This is a genomic window from Streptomyces triticisoli, from assembly GCF_003270085.1.
Lineage (GTDB): Bacteria > Actinomycetota > Actinomycetes > Streptomycetales > Streptomycetaceae > Streptomyces > Streptomyces triticisoli.
This window is the reverse complement of sequence record NZ_QFDQ01000177.1, coordinates 1-24,607: the sequence shown is the minus strand read 5'-3', so window position 1 is coordinate 24,607 and position 24,607 is coordinate 1. Positions and strand designations below refer to the sequence as shown.

Sequence of the window (24,607 nt, the reverse complement as noted above, 5' to 3'; positions counted from 1 at the left end):
CGGGAAAGGCCGGGGGAAGAAAGAAGGGACGCCGAGGCGTCCCTTGCAACATCTGACAACTGAGCGGTTGATACGGGCAACCCAACCACTGTGTCGTTGTGCGATGCAGTGATCAGGTGAGCGCAGGCTCCGCCTGGTGTGCGTCGACGCGCTCCATGATCCTGTCGTGAGAAGCGGCAGCCGCCAGCGCGTCGTTCTCCGCCTGGATCCGTACCAGCTCGGATTCCAGGTCCTGGACGCGCTGCTGGAGCCGTCGCATCTCGGCGAGGAGTCGCGGGTCGGAGCCGCCGACGTAACCGAGAAGCGCCTTTGCCATGATGGATGGTCCTCCACACTGAGTGACCGACCGAAGCGGTGTGGGTCGTGAGGGATTCGCACCCGTGGTGCCTGGCACTGTTGAGTTTGTGCTGCCGTTCATCCATGCCAAACAGCCAAGGTGCGCGGGCTTTCAGCGTCTCACCAAAAAGTTTGACGGTCAACACGATCACGCCCCGTATCGATGGGTGTCCCGGGGGCACGCGACCGGAAAATGGTGGCGCTGCGACTCCTGCGGGCCCTTCGGGGCGTGGCGATCATCCTGCCCTGCCGAGCCTGCCACGGCAAGCGTTTCTCGGCAACCACCTGCTCGTTTTCCTTCCGGGCCCCCCTCCGGGCAGATCCCGGTGGCGGCTTTCGCTGCTTTCGTCCGGGCCACGGAGCGTCACACGGTCAGCGGATCGCGAAGCCGTCGTAGCCACCACGAGGTGTGTCCCAGATCTCGGTGACACCGTCCACGCGCCCGGGCGTGTCGGCGCCCTGCAGCCAGTCGAGGAGCTTCTGGCAGGCCTCTCGGGTGCCCTCGGCGACCACCTGCACCCGTCCGTCGCCCAGATTGAGAGCAAAACCACTCAGCCCGCCGATCTCCAGGGCCCTGGCCCGCGTGAACCAGCGGAAACCCACTCCCTGGACACGTCCACGCACCCAGGCGACCAGTCGCACATCCTCACTCATGACGGCAACCTAACCGGCCAATGTCTCTCCGGACACTTCCTCCCCTCCCCTCATGCGGTACCGTCCGGACCCAATGAATCTCATATGAAACTCACTCGATCGAGTGAGTTGGGTTGACCGCGACGGCTCAGGGCGCGTGTCGACCGCCAGGGACGAGGAAGGCCAGGACATGGGACGCCACCGACGCTCGGACGCCGGCCGCGCCGCCACGGGCCGCGCCACGGGGGTCACGGAGACACACGGCTCTTACCCGCTGGGCCACGATCCGCGGGACACCCACCCGCAGGACCACGACGACCGCATGGGCATCGCGCCCTACCTGAACCCGGACCTGTACGCCGACGCCTACACCAGGGCCGAGGAGTACCTCTTCGCGACGGACGACGACTACGCCCGCGCCACCGACACCGTGACCTTCCCGGCCGAGGGCTTCAGCCCGTCGGACGGGCCGCGCGAGCGCGGCCACCGCCGGAAGAAGAAGGCCGCTACACCGGTCCGCACGGGGCTGCTCGGCGTCTCGGCCGCGGTCGCCCTCGGCACGGTGGCGGTGGCCACCGGAGCCGTGCCGGGCCTGGAGAACTACAAGCTGGGCGGCGGGAACAGCGGTGGCGCCGACACGGTGCAGGCCGCGGACTCGCCGACGAGCAGTGAGAGCCCGCAGGGCGGTACGTCCGGCAGCGCCGACCCGGGCGACCGGGCCGGCGACTCCTCCACGAGCCGCGACGCGGGCCGGCCCACCTCGCCCACGCAGTCCGCCTCGGAGTCGGCCCCGCCCTCCGCGCCGGACACCGCCTCGCCGTCGGCCGCGCCCACGAAGGCGCCGGCGACGAAGCCGACCGCGGCACCGGACACGACGGCGAAGCCGGATACCCCACCGGCCGGCGCGGCCACCAAGGCACCGGGCAGGGCGAAGGCTCCGGCAGGGCTCTCCAAGGAGGCCGCCGTGGAGGCCGAGGTACTCAGGCTCGTCAACGCGGAGCGGGCCAAGGTGGGGTGCGTCCCCCTGGCGGCGAGCAGCGCGCTGGCCGGTCTCGCCGGGGACTTCAGCACGGCCATGGCCGACGACGGCTTCTTCGACCACACCGACCCCAGCGGCGCCTCGCCGTGGGACCGGGCGGCGAAGGCAGGCATCACCAACCTCGGCGGCGAGAACATAGCCCGCGGCCAGGCCGACGCGGCGGCGGTGATGGATGCCTGGATGAACAGCCCCGGCCACCGGGCCAACATACTGAACTGCGACTTCAAGAGCCTGGGCGTCGGCGTGCACTTCGGCGCCGGCGGGCCGTGGTGGACGCAGAACTTCGGCTACTGACGGCACCGCGGGCTCCCGGGGTGACGCCGACTCCCCGTCGGTGCCACCCCGGGCGTCACGCCGTCGGGCGCGGCGCCCGCTGGCACTTCGGGCAGTAGTAGCTGGAGCGGTTCATCCAGGGGCGGCGGCGCAGCGGGGTGGCGCAGCGGCGGCAGGGCAGGCCCTCGCGGCCGTAGGCGTCCAGGGAGCGGTCGAAGTAGCCGGACTCGCCGTTGACGTTGACGTAGAGGCTGTCGAAGCTGGTGCCGCCCACGGCGAGGGCCGCGTGCATCACGTCCCGGATGTGGCCGAGGAGTTCGGCGGTGCGCGGGCGGGTGAAGCCGGCGGTGGGGCGCTCGTAGTGGATGCGGGCCCGCCACAGCGCCTCGTCCGCGTAGATGTTGCCGACGCCGCTGATCAGCGACTGGTCGAGCAGGGCCCGTTTGATGGTGGTCCGCTTGCGGCGCAGCGCCTGGTGGAAGGCCTCGTCGTCGAACAGTGGGTCGAGGGGGTCGCGGGCGATGTGCGCGATGACGTCGGGCAGCCCGTCGGGGGTGGTGTCGTGCAGTGACAGGCCGCCGAAGGTGCGCTGGTCGACGAAGCGGAGCTCGGTGTCCAGCGCGTCGTCGAAGCGGACGCGGACGCGCAGATGTTTCTCGGCGGGCGCCTCGAGCGGCTGGACGAGCAGTTGGCCGCTCATTCCGAGGTGGGCCAGGATCGCCTGGCCGCTGTCCTCGAGGGGCAGCCACAGGTACTTGCCGCGGCGGCTGGGCAGTCCGACGCGGTGGCCCTTCAGCCGGTGCGCGAAGTCCTCCGCGCCCGCCGGGTGACGGCGTATCGCGCGTGGATGCAGTACCTCGACACCGGCGACGCCGCGGTGGGCGACCCACCGCTCCAGACCACGCCGTACGACCTCGACCTCGGGCAACTCGGGCATGACTCCCCTGTACCTCCGCGGCCACGAGGGCCGCCGTATGGGCCGAGCGCCCGCCCCGGGGCGGGGCGGGCGCTCGGGTCGTGCGGTGGATCAGGCGGAAGCCGACGCCTCGTCGGTGCCCTCAGCGGCCTCGGTGTCCTCGGTGTCCTCGGCGGACTGTGCCGCCTCGGCGCGTTCGTCCACCGCGGCCCGGATGGACCGCCATGCGGACTCGGCGGCCTGCTGTTCCGCCTCCTTCTTGCTGCGGCCGGTGCCGGTGCCGTACGAGACGCCTCCGACGCGGGCGGCAGCAGTGAAGGTCTTCTCGTGGTCGGGGCCGGTCTCCGTGACCAGGTACTCGGGTACGCCGAGCCCTTCGGTCGCGGTGAGCTCCTGGAGGGACGTCTTCCAGTCCAGGCCGGCTCCGAGGTTGGAGGACTTCTCGATCAGCGGGTCGAACAGGCGGTGCACCAGTTCGGAGGCCGCGTCGAGGCCCTGGTCGAGATAGACCGCGCCGATCACCGCTTCCAGGGTGTCGGCGAGGATGGACGCCTTGTCCCGGCCGCCCGTGCCCTCTTCACCGCGGCCGAGCCGGATGAAGGAGCCCAGGTCGAGGCCGCGGCCGACCTCCGCCAGCGCACGCGAGTTGACCACCGCGGCCCGCAGCTTGGCCAGCTGGCCCTCGGGCAGGTCGGGGTGGGTGCGGTACAGCGTGTCCGTGACGACGAGGCCGAGGACGGAGTCACCGAGGAACTCCAGCCGCTCGTTCGTCGGCAGACCGCCGTTCTCGTACGCGTAGGAACGGTGGGTCAGCGCACGCACCAGAAGGGCGGACTCGATCGTGTAGCCGAGCCGCCCTTCCAGAAGCGTGTGGGACGAGGCCGTGTTGTCCGACGGAGCACTTCCGCGTCGGCGGGGACTGCCTGCTTCGGCGCCTTCCGCCTTCTTGGCAGTGGACACAGTGCCTCTCACCAGCCGCTCAGACCTCGAGGACCTGGCGCTTGTTGTAGGTGCCGCACGACGGGCACGCGATGTGCTGCTGCTTGGGCTCGTGGCAGCGCTCGCACGCAACCAGGGTGGGGACCGCAGCCTTCCACTGCGACCGGCGGTGGCGCGTGTTGCTGCGCGACATCTTCCGCTTCGGAACAGCCACGGCTACTTCTCCTGCTTCTCGTCGACGCCCGCTCCGGCGCCGCCCATCTCGTCCTTCTCGCCGTCCTTCATGGTGTCGGCGAGTCCCTGCAAAGCCGCCCAACGGATGTCGACGGCGTCGTGGTGGTGGTCCGGATAGTCAGCGAGCCGCGCTCCGCACTGGGAGCACAGACCCGGGCAGTCTTCCTGGCACACCGGCTGCATCGGCAGTGCGAGCACCACCGCATCGCGCAGCAGAGGTTCGAGGTCGAACAGTTCGTCCTCGAGGAAGAGCCTGTCCTCGTCCTCCTCGTCGTCGGCGGCGCTTTCGTCGGACCGTGCGATCCCACGGCCCCGCTCGTCGGCGTCAGGGTACGAGAACAGCTCCTGGAAGTCCGCTTCGAGATCGAACCCGAGCGGCTCCAGACACCTTACGCACTCCCCCTCGGCCCGTGCACGGGCGGTGCCCGTGACGAGCACCCCTTCCATGACCGACTCGAGCCGGAGTTCGAGCTCCATCGGGGTGCCTTCCGGCACTCCGATCACTCCCTTGAGACCGAGGTCTGCGGGCGCGGGGACCGTACGGGTCAGGCGCTGCAGCGCGCCGGGCCGCCGCCCCAGTCGGTGCGTGTCGAACACGAGAGGGTTGCGGTGGTCGAGGCGGGCGTTGTGGGCCATTCCTGCTTTCGGTTTCCGAACTCGGCGGGACGCCGACCCGGAGGTGCTCCCGGGCAGCGCGGATCACGGACGTACACGCGACCGAAGAGCTAGGATACTGGACCTTCCGCTCTCGTCCCAATCCGGTGGCCGGTGGCCGGTGTCCGCCTACAGACCGCGGCCCTGCTCGTAGGCGCGCAGCTGTTCGGCGCTGATCATGCTGGTGTCGAAGAGGCTGGTCTCGTCGAGGGCGTGTGCCTGCGGCTGGGCGTAGCCGTGGTGGTCCTGGTGCCCCTGCTGGGCCTGGCCGGGGTCGTACGGCTGCTGGTGGGCGTCGTAGCCCTGGTAGGCGTACGACTGGTCGGCCTGCTGGTAGCCGTACTGGTCCTGGCCGCCGTAACCCTGCTGGTAGCCACCGTACGGGTCGGTCTGTGCGGGCTGCTGGTAGCCGTAGGCCGGCTGCGGTTCGTACTGCGGCTGGGCGGGCTGCTCGGCGGGCGCGGCCTGGGCCGGGACCGACGGGGTGTCGGCGAGGGCCGCGAGGTCGGCGAGGTAGTCGGCGTCGCTGGAGTGCTGGACGGTGGTGGTGTCGTCGGCGAGGGCGCCGAGCTCGTCGGTGGCGATGCGGCCGTGCAGCTTCTGGCGGCCGCGGCCTACGGCGTCCAGGGTCTTGGCGAGGACCGCCTCGAAGGCGCCGAGCTTGGCGTCGACGTAGTCGTCGGCGTTGCGGCGCAGGGTCTCCGGGTCGTGGCTGCGCTCGGGGGCGTCCTCGTCCTCGTAGCCGTCCTCGTCGAGGCCGGGCCCGGTGCCGAGCAGCTTCTCGCGGCCACGGCCGACCGAGCCGAGGGTCTTGGTGAGGACGACCTCGAAGTTGGCGAGCTTGGAGTCGACGTAGTCGTCGGCCTCGGCGCGGACCTCCTCGGCCTCCTGGCGGGCCTCGGTGAGGATCCGGTCGGCCTCGGCCTGGGAGCGGCGGGCGATCTCGGTGCCGGAGATCAGCGAGCCGCGCTCGGCGTGCGCGCTCTCGATGATCCGCTCGGCCTCACGCCGGGCCTCCTCGACCATCTGGTCGCGGTCGCCGATCAGCTCCTGCGCCTGCGCGAGCGAGCCGGGCAGGGCCTGGCGCACCTCTTCGAGCAGCGCGAGCAGCTCGGCGCGGTTGACCACGCACGACGCCGACATGGGCATGGACCGGGCGTTGGAGACCGTGGCCACGATCTCGTCGAGCTTGTTCTGCACGTCCACCGTGTGCTCGCCACTCTCTGCAAGTGAGTTGAACTACCGATGCGTCGGAGACCGACGGGACGACTGTACGGCCATGAGGTGACCGCCGGACACCGGGTGACGGGCCGCCGACGGCTCAGTCCTTCCGCAGGCGCCGGGTAAGGGCGTCCAGGATCTGCGGCGGCACCAGGTGCGAGACGTCGCCGCCCCAGGCCGCGACCTCCTTGACCAGGGAGGACGACAGGAAGCTGTAGGTGGGGTTGGTGGGCACGAAGAGCGTCTCGACACCGGAGAGGCCGTTGTTCATCTGGGCCATCTGCAGCTCGTAGTCGAAGTCGCTGACGGCGCGCAGGCCCTTGACGATGGCGGGGATGTCGCGCTGCTTGCAGAAGTCGACGAGGAGGCCGTGGAAGGCCTCGACCCGGACGTTGCCGTACTCGGCGGTGACCTGGCGGATCAGGTCGATCCGCTCGTCGATCTCGAACAGGCCCTTCTTGGACTGGTTGATCATCACCGCCACGTACACCTCGTCGTAGAGGCGGGAGGCGCGGGCGATGATGTCGAGGTGTCCGTTGGTGATGGGGTCGAACGACCCGGGACAGACGGCGCGGCGCAACTGGGATCCCTCGCTCTCCGGTCCGGTCATGGTGCGTGTTCGCTCGTAGGGGCTGCGCGACCGTACCAAAACGTCCCCTCGCCGTAACGACGGGCCCGGATCGCGTCGAAGCCGGGCGGCCATCCGAACTCACCGCCTCTGGTGCTGCGCTCCACGGTGACGAGGGCGTCCTCCGTGAGCCACCCCTGGGTGCGGAGTGTGAGCAGGATCTCGCGGAGATCGTCGTCGGTGACGGTGTACGGGGGGTCGAGGAAGACGATGTCGTACGGTTCGTCCGGCGGCGGGGAGTGGACGATCTGTTCCGCTTTGGCCGCTCGCACCTCGGCGCCGGGCAGGCCGAGTGCCCGCACGTTCTGACGGAGCGTGCGGACCGCGCGTGCGTCGGCCTCCACGAGCAGGGTGTGCCCGGCGCCGCGGGACAGCGCCTCCAGGCCGACGGCGCCCGAGCCGGCGTACAGGTCCAGGACCCGTTCGCCGTCCAGCGGGCCGCCGAGCAGTGACTGCCAGGTGGAGAACAGGCCCTCGCGCGCCCGGTCGGAGGTGGGGCGAGTGCCGTGGCCCGGCGGTACGGCGAGACGGCGTCCACCGGCCCGGCCGGCGATCACGCGGGTCATGTCCTTGGTCCTTGTCCGTGCGGTCCGGTCCCGGTGCGGTCCGGGTTCTGGCCTGTTCCCAGTCTGTCAGTGCTTCTCCAGGTATCCGTCAGCCCTTCTCCAAGTACTGCTCCCGCTCGTCGTCCAGCAACGCGTCCAGGGCCGTGCGCAGTCCGGGCAGGTGCTCCAGGTCCGGGTCGGCGGCCACCAGGGCGACTGCCTCCTCGCGGGCCTCGGCGATGATCTCCTCGTCGTCGATGACCGCGAGCACCCGCAGGCTGGAGCGAGCGCCGGACTGGGCCTGGCCGAGGACGTCGCCCTCGCGGCGCTGTTCGAGGTCGATGCGGGAGAGCTCGAAGCCGTCGAGAGTGGAGGCCACCGCGTTCAGCCGCTGGCGGGCCGCGCTCGCCTCGGGCATCTCGGTGACCAGCAGGCACAGGCCGGGCGCGGAGCCACGGCCGACGCGACCGCGCAGCTGGTGCAGCTGGGAGACTCCGAAGCGGTCGGCGTCCATGATCACCATCGCGGTGGCGTTCGGCACGTTCACCCCGACCTCGATGACCGTGGTGGCGACCAGGACATCGGTGTCGCCGGCGGCGAAGCGGCGCATGACGGCGTCCTTGTCGTCGGGCTGCATGCGCCCGTGCAGCACCTCGACCCTCAGGCCGTGCAGTGGTCCCTTGGCGAGCTGGTCGGCGATGTCGAGGACGGCGAGCGGCGGACGCTTCTCCGCCTCGTCCTCGGGAGACTTCTTCCGGGCGCCCTTCTTGGCGTCCTCCTCCTCGTCCCCGATGCGCGGGCAGACCACGTACGCCTGGTGGCCGCCTGCCACCTCCTCGCGCACCCGCTCCCAGGCCCGGGCGAGGAAGTGCGGCTTGTCGGCGGCCGGGACGACGTGGCTGGCGATGGGCGAGCGGCCCGCCGGGAGCTGGTCGAGGACGGAGGTCTCCAGATCGCCGAAGACCGTCATCGCGACCGTGCGCGGGATGGGGGTCGCGGTCATGACGAGCAGGTGCGGAGGCTGCTTGCCCTTGCCCCGCAGGGCGTCGCGCTGCTCGACACCGAAGCGGTGCTGTTCGTCCACGACGACCAGGCCCAGGTCGTGGAACTGGACCTTGTCCTCGATCAGCGCGTGTGTGCCGATGACGATGCCGGCCTCCCCGGTGGCCAGGTCGAGCAGGGCATGCCGCCGGGCGGCGGCGCCCATGGAGCCGGTGAGCAGCACCACCTTGGTGGCGTGCTCGGCCCCGCCCAGCATGCCTCCTTCGGCCAGCTCCCCCATCATCTCGGTGACCGACCGGTGGTGCTGCTGGGCCAGCACCTCGGTGGGCGCGAGCATCGCGGCCTGTCCGCCGGCGTCGACGACGGCGAGCATGGCGCGCAGGGCGACCAGCGTCTTGCCGCTGCCGACCTCGCCCTGGAGCAGGCGGTGCATCGGGTGCTCGGTGGCCAGGTCGCCGAAGATCTCCTCGGAGACCTTCTGCTGGCCCTCGGTGAGGGTGAAGGGGAGGCGGTCGTCGAAGGCGGCGAGGAGACCGTCGGGCCCGGGCCGGCGGGGAACGGCGGGGAGTTGGGTGTCCGCGTGGCGGCGGCGGGCGAGGGCGACCTGGAGGACGAAGGCCTCGTCCCACTTCAGGCGGGCGCGGGCGTCGGCGATGTCCGCCTTGGTGTGCGGGCGGTGGATCTTGAGCAGGGCCTCGGGCAGGGCGACCAGGCCGCGGCCCGCGCGGAGGGTGTCGGGCAGCGGGTCGACGGCTTCCTGGGCGCTGGGCAGGACGGTCTGGACCGCCTTGCCGATCTTCCAGGACTCCAGCTTGGCGGTGGCCGGGTAGATGGGGATGAGGGCGCCGGCCCAGCTCTCGACCGCTTCTCCGGTGTCCTGCTTCAGCAACTCGTACGCCGGATGGGCCAGTTGGATCCTCCGGTTGAAGACGGAGACCTTGCCCGCGAACATCGCGCGCGTGCCCGGCAGGAGTTCCTTGTGGGGTTTGTGCACGCCGTTGCCGAAGAAGACCAGTTGGATCCGGCCGCTGCCGTCCGTGATCGTCACCTCCAGGCGCTGGCCCTTGCCGCGGGGCGCCCGGGAGGAGGCGAAGGTGTGCAGGCGGGCGTCGGCGACCTGGGCGACCACCGTGACGTGCTCGTCCATCGGCAGGTCGGCGAGGTGCGTGAGCCGGCCGCGCTCCTCGTATCTGCGCGGGTAGTGGTGGAGGAGGTCGCCGACGGTGTGCAGGCCGAGGTACTCGGCCATCACCTTGGCGGTGGCGGGGCCGAGCACTTTCTTCAGTGGTTCTTGCAGTGCGGGCACGAGATCCTTCAATCTCCTAGCGAGGGGGAATCGCTTCCCCGGCCTGTGACAATTCTCCCCTGCCCCGAAAGGGGCCGGTTCGGGCTGGACCGCAGCCTCCTGGCTGGAAGCCTGCCGCTTCAGCGGTGGGTGGAGTCACTGCACACCACGCCACTGACAAAATGCGTGGTCGCCACGGCGCCCCCGGGCGCTCCTACGGGAAAACCCTGGTCACACGACTGGCCAGGGTCCTAGGACGACGCGCTCCGGCCTCCTTCCGCGGTCATCGCCTCACCGGGACCGCCCGACCCCGCGCCGTCGCCAAGTCCCTCCGCCGGCGCTGCGACGTTCGGCTCACTGAGGCCTTCTCAGCGTTGTGACGATCGCGATGGGCAACGGCGAATTTTGGGCGGGATGGTGACTTGACGTCAGGCGCAAGTGGGCCCTCTGGCCGGAAACAGGCCGGCGACGGCCACGTTCCCGAGCGGGGCTTCCCGTGACGTCGTCGCGGGCGGGACGCCGAATCGCCGGCTCCCGTGGCCCCGGGGGTTGGCAACTGCTCGCCAAGGAGTGTGTATAGGGCCGGTTTAGCTCGATCATGTGATGGCCGGCTTCCGGGCTTCCGGGTTTGCGGTGTGCTGGGCCGGTCGGGGTAGCGCTGCCGTGCGATCTGGTACGCCGGGTGCGGTGCCTGGGGGCTCGCGGGGGACGACCAGTGCGCCCACAACCGTTCGGGGCGTGCCAGTGCGCGGACTCACTCCCGCTCACTGCCCAGGAACGGTTACTCCACCCCGATGAGCAGCAGCGCTCCTTGACGGCCGCCTCGGTAGACCACTGTGTCCACCGCGAGGTACGACTCGCGGACGTGGGCCTGCAGGCGGTCGGCGACGGGGTCGGGGACCTCGTCGCCGAGGACCAGGGTGACCAGCTCGCCGCCGGCCGCGAGCATGCGGTCCAGGACGGTCTCGGCGGTGGCCGTGACGTCCTGGCCGATCACGGCCACGTCGCCGTCGACGAGGCCGAGGACGTCACCGGCCTGGCAGATGCCGGCCGTGGTCCAGGACTGGTGCTCGGCGACGGTGACCTCGGCGTGACGGGTGGCGCCGGCCGCCGAGGTCATCGCGACGACGTCCTCGTCGAAGCGGCGCCCGGGCTCGTGCACGGCGAGGGCGGCGATGCCCTGCACGGCCGAGCGGGTCGGGATCAGGGCGACGCGGATGCCCTCCCCGCGGGCCTGCTCGGCCGCGGCGGCCGCGGTGTGGCGCAGTTCGTCGTCGTTGGGCAGCAGGACCACCTCGCGCGCGTGTGCCCGCCGTACGGCCTCCACGAGCTCGCCGCTCGCGGGCGGCTCCCCGGGGCGGGCGAGCACCGCGGTCGCCCCGGCCTCGGTGTACAGCCCGGCCAGGCCCTCGCCGGGCACGACGGCCACCACGACACGCCGGGCGTGCTCCCGGGGCGCCCCCCGTACGGCCCCGGTGGTGTGCGCGCCGCCCGTGCCGAAGTGCGTGATGCGGATGCGGTGCGGCCGTCCGGCCTCGACGCCCGCCTCCACTGCGGCTCCGGCGTCGTCGACGTGCACGTGCACGTTCCACAGCCCGTCGCCGCCGACCACGACGAGGGAGTCCCCGAGTGCGTCGAGCCGCGCGCGCAGCCGGGCGACGGCCGCGTCCTCCGCGTCCAGGAGGTAGATCACCTCGAAGGCCGGACCGCTCGTGGAGTGAGCGCAGGCGCCCGGCGCGTCGTCCTCCGCGTGCCCCACGCGCGCGTGGGGCACGGTCGGCAGGACGCCGGCCACCGCACCGGCTCCCGGCAGGAGGGCGGGCTCTCCCGGCAGCTGTCCCGTGAGCGTCTCCACCAGCGCGGCGAGCACCGCCACCAGCCCGCGCCCGCCGGCGTCGACCACTCCGGAGCGCTCCAGGACCGCGAGCTGGCCGGGGGTCGCGGCGAGGGCCGCGCACGCTCCCTCGTAGGCGGCCCGTGCGACCGTCCCGCAGTCGCCCTCGGTGCCGGTGGCCGCGTCGGCGGCGGCCGAGGCGACGGTCAGGACCGTGCCCTCCACGGGGTGCGCCACGGCCTGCCGGGCGGAGTCGGCCGCGTGCCGCAGGGCCAGGCACAGGCCGTGCCCGTCGGTGTGCGCGCACTCGCCGTCGGCGGCGAGCACCTGGGCCATGCCGCGCAGCAGCTGGGCGAGGATCGTCCCGGAGTTGCCGCGCGCACCGATGAGCGCCCCGTGGGCCATCGCCCGCGCGGCGTCGGCCAGGGTGGGCCCCCCGGAGCCGCCCCCGCCGTCCACCTCGTGCGCGGCGAACACGGCCTCCACGGCCGCGACGGCGGACTCCACGGTCAGATACAGGTTGGTGCCGGTGTCCCCGTCGGCCACGGGGTAGACGTTGATCGCGTCGATCTCCTCGCGCGCGCGTCCCAGCGCCCGCAGTGCCAGACCGCACCAGGTACGCACCGCCGGCGCGTCGAACGTCTGCGGCACCCGCGCCACTGCGCCTCCCTGAGCTGCTGGACTGCAGGCAGCGTAGACCCCGGGGCGGTGCGGGCCGGAAGTGGGCCCGGCGGGTCCTGGAGCCGCCATGGTAATTTCGCTGTACGGGCGCAGCCGTTGTATGCTGCTCCGGTTGCCCGATCCTGTCGGGCTCTACCCTGGCAACGCCACTCGGATTTCGGAGTGCTCCCTGAGCCTGAGATCTGGATCCCGGCATGCCGGGATCCACCGTAAGTGCATCTGAAGTCTTTGGAGTGACCCGTGGCTGCCAACTGCGACGTCTGCGGCAAGGGGCCGGGCTTCGGCAACAACATCTCGCACTCGCACCGCCGTACGTCCCGCCGCTGGAACCCGAACATCCAGCGTGTGCGTACGGTGGTCGGCGGGACGCCGAAGCGCGTGAACGCCTGCACCTCGTGCATCAAGGCCGGCAAGGTCTCGCGCTGACGCACAGCAACAGCTAAGCGCGCGGCCACAGCTGGTTCGCTGCACTGAGCCGGTCCACCTCGGTGGACCGGCTTTTTGCCGTGCCCGGAAACGACCGTGCCCGGAGACGGCCGGGGCCGCTGCGCGGCTACCCGGCCGCGTGCGGCTTCCGGAAGGCCCAGCCGTGGTCCACGGGGCCGATTCCGCCGCCGAGCGCGAAGCCGGCCGCGATGGCCGCGGTGACGTAGTCCTTGGCCGCCGTCACGGCCTGGGGCACGGACCGGCCCTTCGCGAGTTGCGCGGCGATCGCGGAGGCGAGGGTGCAGCCCGTGCCGTGGGTGTGCCGGTTGTCGTGGCGGGGGGCGCGCAGCCAGTGCTCCTCGGTGCCGTCGGTGAGCAGGTCGACGGCCTGGTTCCCGCCCTCCCGCCCGGCGTCCCCGGCCAGATGGCCGCCCTTGATCAGCACCCACTTCGGCCCGTACGCCAGCATGGCCCCGGCCGCCTCCCGCAGATGGTCCTCCGACCCGACCCGCACGCCGGTCAGTTGGGCCACCTCGTCGATGTTCGGTGTGGCGACCGTCGCCGCCGGCAGCAGTTTCGTCCGTACGGAGTCCAACGCGGACGCGGCCAGCAGCGCATCGCCGTGCTTGGAGACGCCCACCGGGTCGACGACCGCCGGCGCGTCCGTCCCGGCGAGCAATTCGGCCACCGCCTCGACCAGTTCCGCGGAGGCCAGCATCCCGGTCTTGACCGCCTGGACGCCGATGTCGTCCACCACGCTGCGGTACTGGGCCCGCACGGCCTCCACCGGCAGCTCCCAGGCGCCCTGCACGCCGAGGGAGTTCTGCGCGGTCACCGCGGTGATCACGCTCATGCCGTGCACGCCGAGGGCGAGCATCGTCTTCAGGTCGGCCTGGATGCCGGCGCCGCCCCCGGAGTCGGAGCCCGCGACCGTCAGGACACGGGGAGGAGCCGCGGTCATGACTCGATGTCCCCGAAGTGGTCCCAGCCGCCCTTCCTGGTCCACGGCGCTCCGTCGACCGTGACCTGGGGCAGTGCCGAGAGGTTGAGCACTTCGCCGATCACCCTCCAGCGGGCCGGCAGCTTCACGTCCGGCGGGAAGGTCGCCACGATCGCGTGGTCCTCTCCCCCGGTCAGTACCCACTGCAGCGGGTCGACGCCGACGGCCTGCCCGATGTCGTTCATCTGCGAGGGGATGTCGATGGCGCCGGAACGGATGTCGATGCGGACCTTGCTGGCCTCCGCGATGTGGCCCAGGTCGGCGATCAGTCCGTCGCTGACGTCGCACATCGCGGTCGCGCCGAGCTCGGCCGCCGCGGGGCCCGCGTGGTAGGGCGGCTCGGGGCGGCGGTGGGCCTCCACGAAGGCGCGGGGCGAGCGGAAGCCGCGGGAGAGCACCGCGAACCCGGCGGCGGACCAGCCCAGCCAGCCGGTCACCGCGACCAGGTCGCCGGGCTGTGCGCCGGCGCGCGTCACCGGCTCGTGGTTGCGCAGATCGCCGAGTGCGGTGATCGACACCGTGATGGTGTCACCGCGCACCACGTCTCCGCCGACCACGGAGGCTCCGGCGACCTGGCACTCGTCGCGCAGCCCGTCCATCAGTTCGGTGGGCCAGGTGACCGGGAGTTCCGCGGGCACGACCAGGCCGAGCAGCAGCGCGGTCGGCACCGCGCCCATGGCGGCGATGTCCGCCAGGTTCTGGGCGGCCGCCTTGCGGCCCACGTCGTACGCCGTGGACCAGTCCCGGCGGAAGTGCCGCCCCTCCACGAGTATGTCGGTGCTCGCCACGACCCTGCGGTCGGGGGCGGCGACCACCGCGGCGTCGTCGCCGGGGCCGACCCGGACCGCCGGGGTGGTGGTGAGACGGGAGGTGAGCTCCCTGATGAGCCCGAACTCCCCGAGCTCACCAACAGTGCCCTTCATTGCCCTTTCGCCCCTTCTGTCCCTGTCTGTTCCCGGTCGCGCGTCAACGCGGTCCTCGTTACGGTCGAGATGACCGTCCACTCCTGTCCTACCTGCACCCCGGCGCGCGCGTCGCGGCCTTCGCGGGTCTCCCCGCGACGCGTGGTGACGCGGTACCGTGGCTTCCCTTTTCCCCACATGATCCTCGTGGCCGCCCTGGAGGTTCCGTGGTACAGGCGTACATCCTGATCCAGACGGAGGTCGGCAAGGCGTCGACCGTCGCCGAGACGATCAGCAAGATCCCTGGAGTGCTCCAGGCCGAGGACGTGACAGGACCGTACGACGTCATCGTGCGCGCCCAGGCCGACACGGTGGACGGCCTGGGGCGCATGGTGGTCGCGAAGGTCCAGCAGGTGGACGGCATCACGCGCACCCTGACCTGTCCGGTCGTGCATCTGTAACCCCCGTCTACCCTTGGCCGGTGAGTTCTTTCCGTCACCGGCTTCTCGGCCTGCCCGTCCTCGCCCTGCTGCTCACCGCCACGGGATGTTCCTCGAGCGGCGACAGCGCCACCGCGGCGGTTCCCAGCCCGGGCACGGCGGTCACGAAGCTGTGCCGGAACCTGGACAGGGCGCTGCCGCGGACGGTGGACGGACTGAGCCGAGAGGACCCCCGGCCCGCCTCCGCGCTGACCGCGGGCTGGGGAAGCCCGGCGATCATACTGCGCTGCGGGGTCCCGCGACCCGCCGCGATGGACGATCCGGATGCGGACGGGGTGGAGGTCGACGACGTCGGCTGGCTGCTGCAGAAGCAGGGCGACGGATCGTTTCGCTTCACGACGGCCCTGCGGTTGGCGTACGTCGAGGTGACGATCCCGGCGGGGCGCTCCGCGCATGGGGTGGCGCCGTTGGTTTCGCTGGCGCCCGCGATCAAGAGGGCGATTCCTGAGGGAGTCGCGGACTAAGCGCCGTGGGAGCGCGGGGTGTCTGTCGGCTGCGAGCCGGACAGGGCTGGTCGCGCCCGCGATGGGGGTCCCCCTGCTCGTCAAGAGCTTGGGGGAAGGGGCCGCGCATCGACACAGCCCCCGCGTCCCTGAGTGGGTCAGCGCAGGCCCGTTGAGCGGCGCAGGGCCGCTTGGATGAGGCGGTCCACCAGTTCCGGGTAGGTGATTCCGCTCGCCTGCCACATCTGTGGGTACATCGAGATCGGGGTGAAGCCGGGCATCGTGTTGATCTCGTTGATCACGAACTCGCCCTCCTCGGTGAGGAAGAAGTCCGCGCGGACCAGGCCCTCGCAGGAGACCGCCTCGAAGGCCTCCACCGCGAGCCGCTGCACCTCGGCGGTCTCCTCCTCCGTCAGCGGAGCCGGGACGACACCGGGCGTGGAGTCGATGTACTTGGCCTCGAAGTCGTAGTACGCGTGCGACTCGGACGCCGGGATCTCGGCCGGTACGGAGGCCCGTGGGCCGTCCTCGAACTCCAGCACCCCGCACTCGATCTCACGGCCCCGCACCGCGGCCTCCACGAGCACCTTCGGGTCGTGGAGCCGGGCCTCCTCGATGGCCTCGTCGAGGCCGGAGAGGTCGTCGACCTTGGTGATGCCGATGGACGAGCCCGCGCGCGAGGGCTTCACGAACAGCGGCCAGCCGTGCTCGCCGGCGAAGTCGACGATCTTCTTGCGGGCGGCGGCCTGGTCCCGGGTCCACTCCCGGGGCCGGATCACCACGTACGGGCCGACCTTGAGCCCGAAGGAGGTGAACACCCGCTTCATGTACTCCTTGTCCTGGCCGACCGCCGAGGAGAGTACCCCGGAGCCCACGTAGGGGACGCCGGACAGCTCCAGGAGGCCCTGGAGGGTGCCGTCCTCGCCGTAGGGACCGTGCAGCACCGGGAAGACCACGTCGACCTCGCCGAGCGCCTTGGGCACCGAACCGGGCTCGGCGTAGACGACTTCGCGGTTGGCCGGGTCGACGGGGAGCACCACGCCGCCCTCGCTCGACTCGGCGAGCTCCTCGACGCTGGGCGTACGGCGGTCGGTGATCGCCATGCGCTCCGGGTCGTCCGCGGTCAGGGCCCAACGGCCGTCCCGGGTGATGCCGATCGGCAGGACCTCGTACTTGGACCGGTCGATGGCGCGCAGCACCGCGCCCGCGGTGACCACGGAGATCCCGTGTTCGGAGCTGCGGCCGCCGCAGACGACGGCCACACGCGGCTTGCGAGGCGGCTGGTCAGGGCTCTGGGGGAGGTTCTCGGTGCTCATATCGCGATGAGAGTACCCGTTGGCCGAGGCGCGAGTCAGCGTTGGAAACGCGGCGTCGCTCAGCGTCGCTCGGGCTTGGCGCTGCGCGACATCAGCTCCTTGAGTGCCGCCACCGGCGATTTGCCCTCGTGCACGATGCCGACGACGGTCTCCGCGATGGGCATGTCGACGCCGTGCCGGCGGGCCAGATCCAGCACCGACTCGCAGGACTTGACGCCCTCGGCGGTCTGCTTGGTGACCGCGATGGTCTCCTCGAGGGTCATGCCCTTGCCGAGGTTGGTGCCGAAGGTGTGGTTGCGCGACAGCGGCGAGGAGCAGGTCGCCACCAGGTCGCCGAGGCCGGCGAGTCCGGAGAAGGTCAGCGGGTCGGCGCCCAGCGCCATGCCCAGCCGGGTGGTCTCGGCGAGCCCGCGCGTGATGAGCGAGCCCTTGGCGTTGTCGCCGAGGCCCATGCCGTCCGCGATGCCGACGGCCAGGCCGATCACGTTCTTGACGGCGCCCCCGAGTTCGCAGCCGACGACGTCGGTGTTGGTGTACGGCCGGAAGTACGCGGTGTGGCAGGCGCCCTGGAGCCGCCGGGCCACCTCCTCGTCGGTGCACGCCACCACGGCGGCGGCCGGCATGCGGGAGGCGACCTCGCGGGCGAGGTTGGGTCCGGTGACCACGGCGATCCGGTCGGCGCCGACCTTGGTGACGTCCTCGATGACCTCGCTCATCCGCATGACCGAGCCCAGTTCGACGCCCTTCATCAGGGAGACGAGGACCGTGTCCGGGGCGAGCAGCGGCAGCCACTCGGCGAGATTGCCGCGCAAGGTCTGGGAGGGGACGGCGAGCACCGTGAAATCGGCGTCGCGGGCGGCCTCGGCGGCGTCGGCCGTGGCCCGCAGGTTCTTCGGTAGTTCGAGACCGGGCATGTAGTCCGGGTTGGTACGGGTGGAGTTGACCACTTCGGCGAGTTCGGCGCGGCGGGCCCACAGGGTCACCTCGCAGCCGGCGTCGGCGAGGACCACGCCGAAGGCGGTGCCCCACGATCCGGTGCCGAACACAGCCGCCTTGACCGGCTTGCTCACGTGCCCTGCCCCTCTTCCTGTACGGCTTCCACGTCCGGCTCCTGCTGTGCGGCCGACGAGGTCCTGCCCTGGGTCTGTGCCGTCTGCGCCGTCTGCGCTTCGGTGCGGCGGCGCTGCTCGATCCGCTCCCGGCGCGGATCGTAGGGCACGGCGGGTGCCTTCTCGCCGCGGATCTCCTCCAGCAGGCGGGTGATGGCCGCCATGATGGCCTCGGTCGTCTCCTTCAGCAGTTCCGGGGTCACCTCCTGGTCGTAGAAGCGCGAGAGGTCCACGGGCGGGCCGGCCAGGACGTGGTGGGTCTTGCGCGGCAGCAGGTCGGGCTTCTTCGCGTAGGGCGGCAGCAGTTCGTTGGCGCCCCACTGGGCGACCGGAATCACCGGGCACTTGGTCTGCAGAGCGACCCGCGCGGCGCCCGTCTTGCCGGTCATCGGCCAGCCGTCCGGGTCGCGGGTGAGCGTTCCCTCGGGGTAGAACGCGACGCACTCGCCGCGCTCCACGGCGTCGATCGCGGCGCGGAAGGCGTTCAGCGCGTCCGTGCTCTCGCGGTAGACGGGGATCTGTCCGGTGCCGCGCATCGCGGCCCCCACGAATCCCTTCTTGAAAAGCCCGCTCTTCGCGAGGAATCGCGGCACGCGCCCGGTGTTGTACTGGAAATGCGCGTAAGCGAAGGGATCGATGTGTGAATTGTGGTTCACCACGGTGATAAATCCACCGTCGGCCGGAATGTTCTCCATTCCGCGCCAGTCCCGCTTGATCAGAGCCACCAGCGGCGGTTTGCAGATCACCGCTGCGAAGCGGTACCAGAAGCCGATTCTGCGGCGGGACACGCGGACACCTTCCTCTAGGGCTGCCACCTGGACCGGGGGCCGCACAAGTGTCGCCCCGGGCCGCCTGTCTGTCGAGAACACCGTACGCCCGCCCGTCCCCACCACCACCCTTGCGAGGAGCTTCGCGCCCCTCCCTCCCCCGGACCGCCCGAGGGTCCGGGGGACAATGGCGGTCACACGAGAGGGACGGAACGCCGGTGCAGTGGACCTTGGTCATTCCCCTGAAGCCCTTGACCCGGGCCAAGAGCAGGCTGTCGGACACCGCCGGCGACGGGGTGCGGCCGGGCCTCGCCCTCGCCTTCGCCGAGGACACGGTGGCGGCCGCGCTGGCCTGCCCGGCGGTCGCGAATGTGGCAGTCGTCACGGACGACGGCGTGGCCGGGCGGGAGCTGGCGGCGCTGGGCGCCCGGATCGTGGCCGACGAACCGCGCGCCGGGCTGAACGCCGCGCTCACGCACGGAGCGGCGGTCGTACGGTCCACTCGTCCCGAAACGCCCGTTGCGGCCCTGAACGCCGATCTTCCGGCGCTGCGGCCCCGGGAATTGGCTCTGGTTCTGCGGGCGGCCGCACCATTCCCGCGTGCCTTTCTCGCGGATTCGGCGGCGGTCGGCACGACTTTGCTGGCGGCGGCTCCGGGCCGTGCGCTGCTCCCGGCTTTCGGCACCGGTTCCCGGGCCCGGCACCGGGCGTCCGGCGCGGTGGAACTGTCCCTGGACGCGGTGGAGTCCGTACGCCGGGACGTGGACACCGGGGACGATCTGCGGGCGGCGCTGGCCCTCGGGGTGGGACCGCGCACGGCCGCCGCGGCGGCGCGACTGCTGATCCCCGGCCAGTGAACCCACGGGCGGTGAATCCTCGGGCGGTGAACCCAGGGGCGGGGAAGGCGGAGGCGTCGGCGAGTGGCAGTAGGCTGCCGTCATGCAGGCGACCGCATACACGTACGACCCCGAAAGCCGCAGCGGGCAGGTGCTCCTGGACGACGGCACCCCGGTGCCCTTCGAGGCGCCGGCGTTCGACGCGGGCGGTCTGCGGCTGCTGCGTCCCGGGCAGCGGGTGCGCATCGAGACGGAGGGCGAGGGGGACGGCCTGCGGATCACTCTGGTGACGCTGCAGACCTTCTGAACCGGCCGAACCGGCCGAGCGGGCCGGGCATCCCGCGCAACACGGCCCCCACCAGCCGCAGGAACGCCGAACACACCGCGGGCCGGGCTCCCTCAGGAGTCCGGCCAGGCGCTGAGTACCCCTGTGCCCTACTGGCCGCGGGCGGTGCTCTTCTTGGCGGTGGTCTTGCGGGCCGTCGACTTCTTGGCGGGGGCCTTCTTGGCCGTCGCCTTCTTCGCCGGGGCCTTCTTGGCCGTGGTCTTCTTGGCAGCGGCCTTCGTGGCCGTCGTCTTCTTGGCGGCCGCCGTGGTCTTCTTGGCCCCGGCGGTCTTCTTGGCGGTGGCCTTCTTCGCCGCCGCGGTGGTCTTCTTGGCGGTGGCCTTCTTCGCCGCGCCCGTCGCCTTCTTGGCGGCGGCCTTCTTGCCGGCGGCCTTGGCAATGGTGGCGGTCGGGCCGGAGAGGCTGCCCTTGGGCGCCTTCTTCACCGCGATGTCGTTCTTCGGAAGCTTCTTCGAGCCACTGACCAGGTCCTTGAAACCCTGGCCGGCCCGGAAGCGGGGAACGGAGGTCTTCTTGACCCGCACCCGCTCACCCGTCTGCGGGTTGCGCGCGTAGCGGGCGGGACGGTCGACCTTCTCGAAGGACCCGAAGCCGGTGACCGAGACCCGGTCTCCCGCGACGACCGCGCGGACGATGGCGTCCAGTACCGCGTCGACGGCATCGGCGGCCTGCTGGCGGCCGCCCATCTTGTCGGCAATCGCTTCTACGAGCTGCGCCTTGTTCACGTCTTCCCCTTCGGAGACCCTGCCAGAACGAAAGTGTCCAAGCTTTTCGCACGTTAGGCGGATATATACCGCAAATCAAACACGAAACGGGCTAATCACCCTTGTGTCGCAACAGACTCAACGGTCTCGGGCTGTTCAGCCTTCCTCGCCGGGGATTCGGCCTTCGTCGAGGTCTGCCGTGAACCTCTCCAGACGCCTTGTCGCACCGGCAAGATCGTGTTTGGCCGCGGCCGTAATGACCAGCAGCTTCCGGGTCAGCGCCATCCGTACGCCCTCCGGGACTTGCAGTGCGCGCACCCTTGCGTGCGCTTCCTTGAGTTGGGCCGCGACCGCCGTATAGAGCTCGAGTTGGCCGTCGTTGTCCATGCACAGATTGTGCCATCTGGGGCGAGTTGTCGCCTGCGCTGGGGGGCAACTGCCGCCTCGGACAGCCCTTTCGGCACCTTCGCCGGCCGGGGCCCTGGACCTCGCGTACCCCGGCAACAGCCCCCATAACGTGGGGAGTTGGGGGCGGATGCGGTGGCGCGGCGAGGTGTGCGGGCCCGGAAACGGCTGTACCCCCGATCGAGGTGATCAGGGGTACAGCGGGGTTGCTCGGTGGCCGAAACTCGACTTGCCCGGGCGCCGGATCGGGGTCCGGCTCAGCTGTCGATCATCGGCCGGGGGCGCCGGATCAGACCGGCAGGGTGCGCGGCTTGAACGACGGGCGCTTTGCCTCGTACGCCGCGATGTCGGCCTCGTTCTGCAGGGTGATGGAGATGTCGTCCAGCCCGTTCAGCAGCCGCCAGCGGGAGTTCTCGTCCAGCTCGAAGGGGGCGGTGATCGACTCGGCGCGCACCTCGCGGGCGACCAGGTCGACGGTCACCTCGGTCTGGGGGTCCTGCTCGGTGAGCTCCCACAGCGCGTCCACGGTCTTCTGGTCCAGGACCACCGTGAGCAGGCCGTTCTTCAGCGAGTTGCCGCGGAAGATGTCCGCGAAGCGGGAGGAGATCACGGCCTTGAAGCCGTAGTTCTGCAGTGCCCAGACGGCGTGCTCGCGGGAGGAGCCGGTGCCGAAGTCGGGGCCGGCGACCAGGACCGTGGCGCCGTGGCGCTCGGGGCGGTTGAGCACGAACTCGGGGTCCTTGCGCCAGGCCTCGAACAGCCCGTCCTCGAACCCGTCGCGCGTGACCTTCTTGAGCCAGTGGGCGGGGATGATCTGGTCGGTGTCGACGTTGCTGCGGCGCAGCGGGACGGCCCGGCCGGTGTGGGTGGTGAAGGCTTCCATGTGGCTCCTAGCCAAGGGGCCGGCGGCTTCCACCGCCGGGGGGATTGCTTCGTTCGCCCCCACGCCGCAAGGCGGCGCGGTAGTGTCGCTTCTGCCCCTTACGGGGCCGGTTCGGGCTGGACCGCAACCTTGAGGTTGGAAGCCCGCCGTTTCGGCGGTGGGTGGAGTCACGATCTCTCAGACTCCAGCAGGGGCGTCCGAGAGATCGGCCGGAGAGGCCAGTCTGCCGAGAACGGCAGTTGCAGCGGCAACGGGCGGCGACACCAGGTGGGTGCGGCCGCCCTTGCCCTGCCGGCCCTCGAAGTTGCGGTTGGAGGTGGAGGCGGAGCGCTCACCGGGGGCGAGCTGGTCGGGGTTCATGCCCAAGCACATCGAGCAGCCCGCGTGCCGCCACTCGGCGCCGGCCTCCTTGAAGACCAGGTCCAGGCCCTCGGAGACGGCCTGCAGGCCCACGCGCGCGGAGCCGGGGACGACCAGCATCCGTACGCCGTCGGCGATTTTGCGGTCCTTCAGGAGCGCGGCGGCGGCGCGCAGGTCCTCGATACGGCCGTTGGTGCAGGAGCCTACGAAGACGGTGTCCACCTGGATGGAGCGCAGCGGCTGGCCGGCCTCCAACCCCATGTACTCCAGGGCCTTTTCGGCGGCCAGTCGCTCCGAAGCGTCTTCGTACGAAGCCGGGTCGGGGACGGTGGACGAAAGCGGCGCGCCCTGGCCGGGGTTGGTGCCCCAGGTGACGAACGGGGCCAGTTCGGCGGCGTCGATGACGACCTCGGCGTCGAAGACGGCGTCGTCGTCGGTGCGCAGGGTCTTCCAGTACGCGACGGCGGCGTCCCAGTCGGCGCCCTCGGGGGCGTGCGGGCGGCCCTTGAGGTACTCGAAGGTGGTCTCGTCGGGGGCGATCATGCCCGCGCGGGCGCCGGCCTCGATCGACATGTTGCAGATGGTCATGCGGGCCTCCATCGAGAGCTTCTCGATGGCGGAGCCGCGGTACTCCAGGATGTAGCCCTGGCCGCCGCCGGTGCCGATCTTCGCGATGATCGCCAGGATCAGGTCCTTGGCCGTGACGCCCTCGGGCAGTTCGCCGTCGACGGTGATCGCCATGGTCTTCGGGCGGGCCATCGGCAGGGTCTGGGTGGCCAGCACGTGCTCGACCTGGGAGGTGCCGATGCCGAACGCCAGCGCGCCGAAGGCGCCGTGCGTGGAGGTGTGCGAGTCGCCGCAGACGACGGTCGTGCCCGGCTGGGTCAGACCCAGCTGGGGACCGACCACGTGGACGACGCCCTGCTCGACGTCGCCCAGCGGGTGCAGCCGGACGCCGAAGTCGGCGCAGTTCTTGCGCAGGGTCTCCAGCTGGACGCGGGAGACCGGGTCGGCGATGGGCTTGTCGATGTCGAGGGTCGGGGTGTTGTGGTCCTCGGTGGCGATGGTCAGGTCGAGCCGGCGCACGGTGCGGCCGCTCTTGCGGAGGCCGTCGAAGGCCTGGGGGCTGGTCACCTCGTGCAGCAGGTGCAGATCGATGAAGAGGAGGTCGGGCTCGCCCTCGGCGCGCCGGACGACGTGGTCGTCCCAGACCTTCTCCGCGAGTGTCCTACCCATCGCTTTCCCTTCGGCCGAACACGAACGCGCCGACCCAACTAGAGATCTTGAGGATGCGACGCCCGCTCCCCCCCAGGGCCGGGCGACCGCCGCGGGCCCGTCGGGCCGCGGACCCCGTTGTGATTCCAGGGTGGCGTGTTCCACGGAAAATTGAACTTGCGTTTCACAGAGTGAGACGCAAGTATCGTTGCATGGACAACAGTAGCGGCGTCGGCGTTCTGGACAAGGCAGCCCTTGTCCTGAGCGCTCTGGAGTCCGGGCCGGCCACCCTCGCGGGTCTGGTCGCGGCCACCGGACTGGCACGGCCCACGGCTCACCGGCTGGCCGTGGCACTGGAGCACCACCGTCTGGTGGCGCGGGACATGCAGGGCCGGTTCATTCTCGGCCCGCGCCTGGCGGAGCTGGCCGCGGCGGCGGGCGAGGACCGCCTGCTCGCCACCGCCGGTCCGGTGCTCACTCACCTGCGGGACGTGACGGGCGAGAGCGCGCAGCTCTACCGCCGCCAGGGCGACATGCGCATCTGCGTCGCCGCGGCCGAGCGCCTGTCCGGCCTGCGGGACACGGTCCCGGTCGGCTCCACGCTCACGATGAAGGCGGGCTCCTCGGCGCAGGTCCTGATGGCCTGGGAGGAGCCGGAGCGGCTGCACCGCGGCCTGCAGGGGGCCCGCTTCACGGCGACGGCCCTGTCGGGCGTACGGCGCCGGGGCTGGGCCCAGTCGATCGGCGAGCGCGAGCCGGGCGTCGCGTCCGTCTCCGCGCCCGTGCGCGGCCCCTCCAACCGTGTCGTGGCCGCGGTCTCGGTCTCCGGACCCATCGAGCGCCTCACGCGCCACCCCGGCCGTATGCACGCCCAGGCGGTCATCGACGCCGCCGCGCGCCTCTCCGAGGCCCTGCGCCGCTCCGGCTGACCCCAGCGCCCAGCGCCCGGAGGGCCCGCCTCAACGCCGCGGCGGCCCTCCGGGCGGAACCCCGACGACCCCTGCGGGCCCCCGCCGAGTGGCAGCGGGGGCCCGCACTCGGTCTCCGCTGCCGGTCTCGCCTGCCGCCCTCGCCCACCCACCCGCCCGACTCGCTGGGTTGAGGGGCTCACCCCCGGGGCTTCGCCCCGGACCCCGTTCGGGGCTGCGCCCCGGCTTGCCCCACCCGGCCCGCCC

27 protein-coding genes are annotated in these 24,607 nt (G+C 71.4%); 7 read left to right on the top strand and 20 right to left on the bottom strand.

Annotated features, from left to right (window positions below; translation table 11 throughout):
• Positions 1–112 precede the first annotated feature (112 nt).
• Both DEP02_RS23630 and DEP02_RS23625 read right to left on the bottom strand, forming a co-directional pair.
• A complete protein-coding gene (locus DEP02_RS23630; protein ID WP_018567931.1) occupies positions 113–316 on the bottom strand; it encodes a hypothetical protein in 204 nt (67 codons plus the stop codon).
• A 392-nt stretch (positions 317–708) separates the two neighbouring features.
• Positions 709–990 (bottom strand): acylphosphatase, encoded by a 282-nt coding sequence (locus DEP02_RS23625; RefSeq protein WP_112469702.1) that lies wholly within the window; start codon positions 988–990, stop codon positions 709–711.
• A 169-nt stretch (positions 991–1,159) separates the two neighbouring features.
• Between DEP02_RS23625 and DEP02_RS23620 the strand changes: the two genes are divergently transcribed.
• Positions 1,160–2,302, top strand: coding sequence for a CAP domain-containing protein (locus DEP02_RS23620; protein WP_112469701.1), 1,143 nt, complete (start codon positions 1,160–1,162; stop codon positions 2,300–2,302).
• 55 nt (positions 2,303–2,357) lie between these two features.
• Here DEP02_RS23620 and mutM read toward each other — a convergent pair whose 3' ends face one another.
• The 9 genes from mutM to DEP02_RS23575 form a co-directional block, all read right to left on the bottom strand.
• Positions 2,358–3,218, bottom strand: coding sequence for a bifunctional DNA-formamidopyrimidine glycosylase/DNA-(apurinic or apyrimidinic site) lyase (gene mutM / locus DEP02_RS23615; RefSeq protein ID WP_112469700.1), 861 nt, complete (start codon positions 3,216–3,218; stop codon positions 2,358–2,360).
• A 90-nt stretch (positions 3,219–3,308) separates the two neighbouring features.
• Complete coding sequence (gene rnc / locus DEP02_RS23610; protein ID WP_198668557.1) at positions 3,309–4,169, bottom strand: ribonuclease III; 861 nt, start codon at positions 4,167–4,169, stop codon at positions 3,309–3,311.
• 7 nt (positions 4,170–4,176) lie between these two features.
• Positions 4,177–4,350 (bottom strand): 50S ribosomal protein L32, encoded by a 174-nt coding sequence (gene rpmF / locus DEP02_RS23605; RefSeq protein WP_003951102.1) that lies wholly within the window; start codon positions 4,348–4,350, stop codon positions 4,177–4,179.
• Positions 4,351–4,352: 2 nt separating this feature from the next.
• Entirely contained in the window at positions 4,353–5,006 is a 654-nt protein-coding gene (locus DEP02_RS23600; protein WP_112469698.1) for a YceD family protein, read from the bottom strand.
• 147 nt (positions 5,007–5,153) lie between these two features.
• Entirely contained in the window at positions 5,154–6,230 is a 1,077-nt protein-coding gene (locus tag DEP02_RS23595; protein WP_112469697.1) for a F0F1 ATP synthase subunit B, read from the bottom strand.
• A 115-nt stretch (positions 6,231–6,345) separates the two neighbouring features.
• Positions 6,346–6,825, bottom strand: coding sequence for a pantetheine-phosphate adenylyltransferase (gene coaD / locus DEP02_RS23590; RefSeq protein ID WP_198668558.1), 480 nt, complete (start codon positions 6,823–6,825; stop codon positions 6,346–6,348).
• A 26-nt stretch (positions 6,826–6,851) separates the two neighbouring features.
• Positions 6,852–7,439: a 16S rRNA (guanine(966)-N(2))-methyltransferase RsmD gene (gene rsmD / locus DEP02_RS23585; RefSeq protein WP_112469695.1), complete on the bottom strand. Its 588-nt coding sequence runs from the start codon at positions 7,437–7,439 to the stop codon at positions 6,852–6,854.
• An 88-nt stretch (positions 7,440–7,527) separates the two neighbouring features.
• Positions 7,528–9,738, bottom strand: a complete 2,211-nt coding sequence (gene recG / locus DEP02_RS23580) for an ATP-dependent DNA helicase RecG (protein ID WP_112469694.1) — start codon at positions 9,736–9,738, stop codon at positions 7,528–7,530.
• A 748-nt stretch (positions 9,739–10,486) separates the two neighbouring features.
• Positions 10,487–12,199: a DAK2 domain-containing protein gene (locus DEP02_RS23575; RefSeq protein ID WP_198668556.1), complete on the bottom strand. Its 1,713-nt coding sequence runs from the start codon at positions 12,197–12,199 to the stop codon at positions 10,487–10,489.
• A 261-nt stretch (positions 12,200–12,460) separates the two neighbouring features.
• On the opposite strand from DEP02_RS23575, the gene rpmB reads away from it, so the two are divergent.
• On the top strand, positions 12,461–12,646 hold the full coding sequence (rpmB, locus tag DEP02_RS23570; protein ID WP_003993230.1) for a 50S ribosomal protein L28: 186 nt from the start codon (positions 12,461–12,463) through the stop codon (positions 12,644–12,646).
• A gap of 127 nt (positions 12,647–12,773) precedes the next feature.
• Here rpmB and thiD read toward each other — a convergent pair whose 3' ends face one another.
• The gene (gene thiD / locus DEP02_RS23565) at positions 12,774–13,607 is read right to left on the bottom strand and encodes a bifunctional hydroxymethylpyrimidine kinase/phosphomethylpyrimidine kinase (protein ID WP_112469692.1); all 834 of its coding nucleotides are present in this window, start codon (positions 13,605–13,607) and stop codon (positions 12,774–12,776) included.
• Positions 13,604–14,569: a thiamine-phosphate kinase gene (locus DEP02_RS23560; RefSeq protein ID WP_112469691.1), complete on the bottom strand. Its 966-nt coding sequence runs from the start codon at positions 14,567–14,569 to the stop codon at positions 13,604–13,606. Before DEP02_RS23560 ends, thiD begins: the two co-directional genes overlap by 4 nt.
• A gap of 206 nt (positions 14,570–14,775) precedes the next feature.
• On the opposite strand from DEP02_RS23560, the gene DEP02_RS23555 reads away from it, so the two are divergent.
• Together DEP02_RS23555 and DEP02_RS23550 are read left to right on the top strand one after the other, a co-directional pair.
• Positions 14,776–15,009 carry an Lrp/AsnC family transcriptional regulator gene (locus DEP02_RS23555; RefSeq protein WP_112469690.1) on the top strand — a complete coding sequence of 78 codons (234 nt, stop codon included), beginning with the start codon at positions 14,776–14,778 and terminating at the stop codon, positions 15,007–15,009.
• 20 nt (positions 15,010–15,029) lie between these two features.
• Positions 15,030–15,512: a DUF3515 domain-containing protein gene (locus DEP02_RS23550; RefSeq protein WP_112469689.1), complete on the top strand. Its 483-nt coding sequence runs from the start codon at positions 15,030–15,032 to the stop codon at positions 15,510–15,512.
• 137 nt (positions 15,513–15,649) lie between these two features.
• Here the strand turns inward: DEP02_RS23550 and DEP02_RS23545 are convergent, their stop codons facing one another.
• From DEP02_RS23545 to DEP02_RS23535, 3 genes are read right to left on the bottom strand one after another with little or no spacing between them, the layout of a single operon-like run.
• Positions 15,650–16,807, bottom strand: a complete 1,158-nt coding sequence (locus DEP02_RS23545; protein ID WP_112469688.1) for a D-alanine--D-alanine ligase family protein — start codon at positions 16,805–16,807, stop codon at positions 15,650–15,652.
• A gap of 59 nt (positions 16,808–16,866) precedes the next feature.
• Positions 16,867–17,877: an NAD(P)H-dependent glycerol-3-phosphate dehydrogenase gene (locus DEP02_RS23540; RefSeq protein ID WP_112469687.1), complete on the bottom strand. Its 1,011-nt coding sequence runs from the start codon at positions 17,875–17,877 to the stop codon at positions 16,867–16,869.
• Entirely contained in the window at positions 17,874–18,704 is an 831-nt protein-coding gene (locus tag DEP02_RS23535) for a lysophospholipid acyltransferase family protein (RefSeq protein WP_112469686.1), read from the bottom strand. Before DEP02_RS23535 ends, DEP02_RS23540 begins: the two co-directional genes overlap by 4 nt.
• Positions 18,705–18,901: 197 nt before the next feature.
• Here DEP02_RS23535 and cofC point away from each other — a divergent pair, with 197 nt between their 5' ends.
• Together cofC and DEP02_RS23525 are read left to right on the top strand one after the other, a co-directional pair.
• A complete protein-coding gene (cofC, locus tag DEP02_RS23530; RefSeq protein ID WP_112469685.1) occupies positions 18,902–19,540 on the top strand; it encodes a 2-phospho-L-lactate guanylyltransferase in 639 nt (212 codons plus the stop codon).
• Positions 19,541–19,622: 82 nt separating this feature from the next.
• Positions 19,623–19,826 carry a hypothetical protein gene (locus DEP02_RS23525; RefSeq protein ID WP_073950195.1) on the top strand — a complete coding sequence of 68 codons (204 nt, stop codon included), beginning with the start codon at positions 19,623–19,625 and terminating at the stop codon, positions 19,824–19,826.
• A gap of 128 nt (positions 19,827–19,954) precedes the next feature.
• Here DEP02_RS23525 and DEP02_RS23520 read toward each other — a convergent pair whose 3' ends face one another.
• The 4 genes from DEP02_RS23520 to leuC all read right to left on the bottom strand — a co-directional run bounded on the left by DEP02_RS23520 (position 19,955) and on the right by leuC (position 23,453).
• On the bottom strand, positions 19,955–20,590 hold the full coding sequence (locus DEP02_RS23520; RefSeq protein WP_112469684.1) for an HU family DNA-binding protein: 636 nt from the start codon (positions 20,588–20,590) through the stop codon (positions 19,955–19,957).
• Between the two features lie 135 nt (positions 20,591–20,725).
• The gene (locus DEP02_RS23515) at positions 20,726–20,956 is read right to left on the bottom strand and encodes an SCO5555 family protein (protein ID WP_112469683.1); all 231 of its coding nucleotides are present in this window, start codon (positions 20,954–20,956) and stop codon (positions 20,726–20,728) included.
• 307 nt (positions 20,957–21,263) lie between these two features.
• Positions 21,264–21,857: a 3-isopropylmalate dehydratase small subunit gene (leuD, locus tag DEP02_RS23510; protein WP_112469682.1), complete on the bottom strand. Its 594-nt coding sequence runs from the start codon at positions 21,855–21,857 to the stop codon at positions 21,264–21,266.
• A gap of 177 nt (positions 21,858–22,034) precedes the next feature.
• On the bottom strand, positions 22,035–23,453 hold the full coding sequence (gene leuC, locus DEP02_RS23505) for a 3-isopropylmalate dehydratase large subunit (protein WP_112469681.1): 1,419 nt from the start codon (positions 23,451–23,453) through the stop codon (positions 22,035–22,037).
• A 191-nt stretch (positions 23,454–23,644) separates the two neighbouring features.
• Here leuC and ndgR point away from each other — a divergent pair, with 191 nt between their 5' ends.
• Positions 23,645–24,361 (top strand): IclR family transcriptional regulator NdgR, encoded by a 717-nt coding sequence (ndgR, locus tag DEP02_RS23500; protein ID WP_112469680.1) that lies wholly within the window; start codon positions 23,645–23,647, stop codon positions 24,359–24,361.
• The last annotated feature ends 246 nt before the right edge of the window (positions 24,362–24,607 follow it).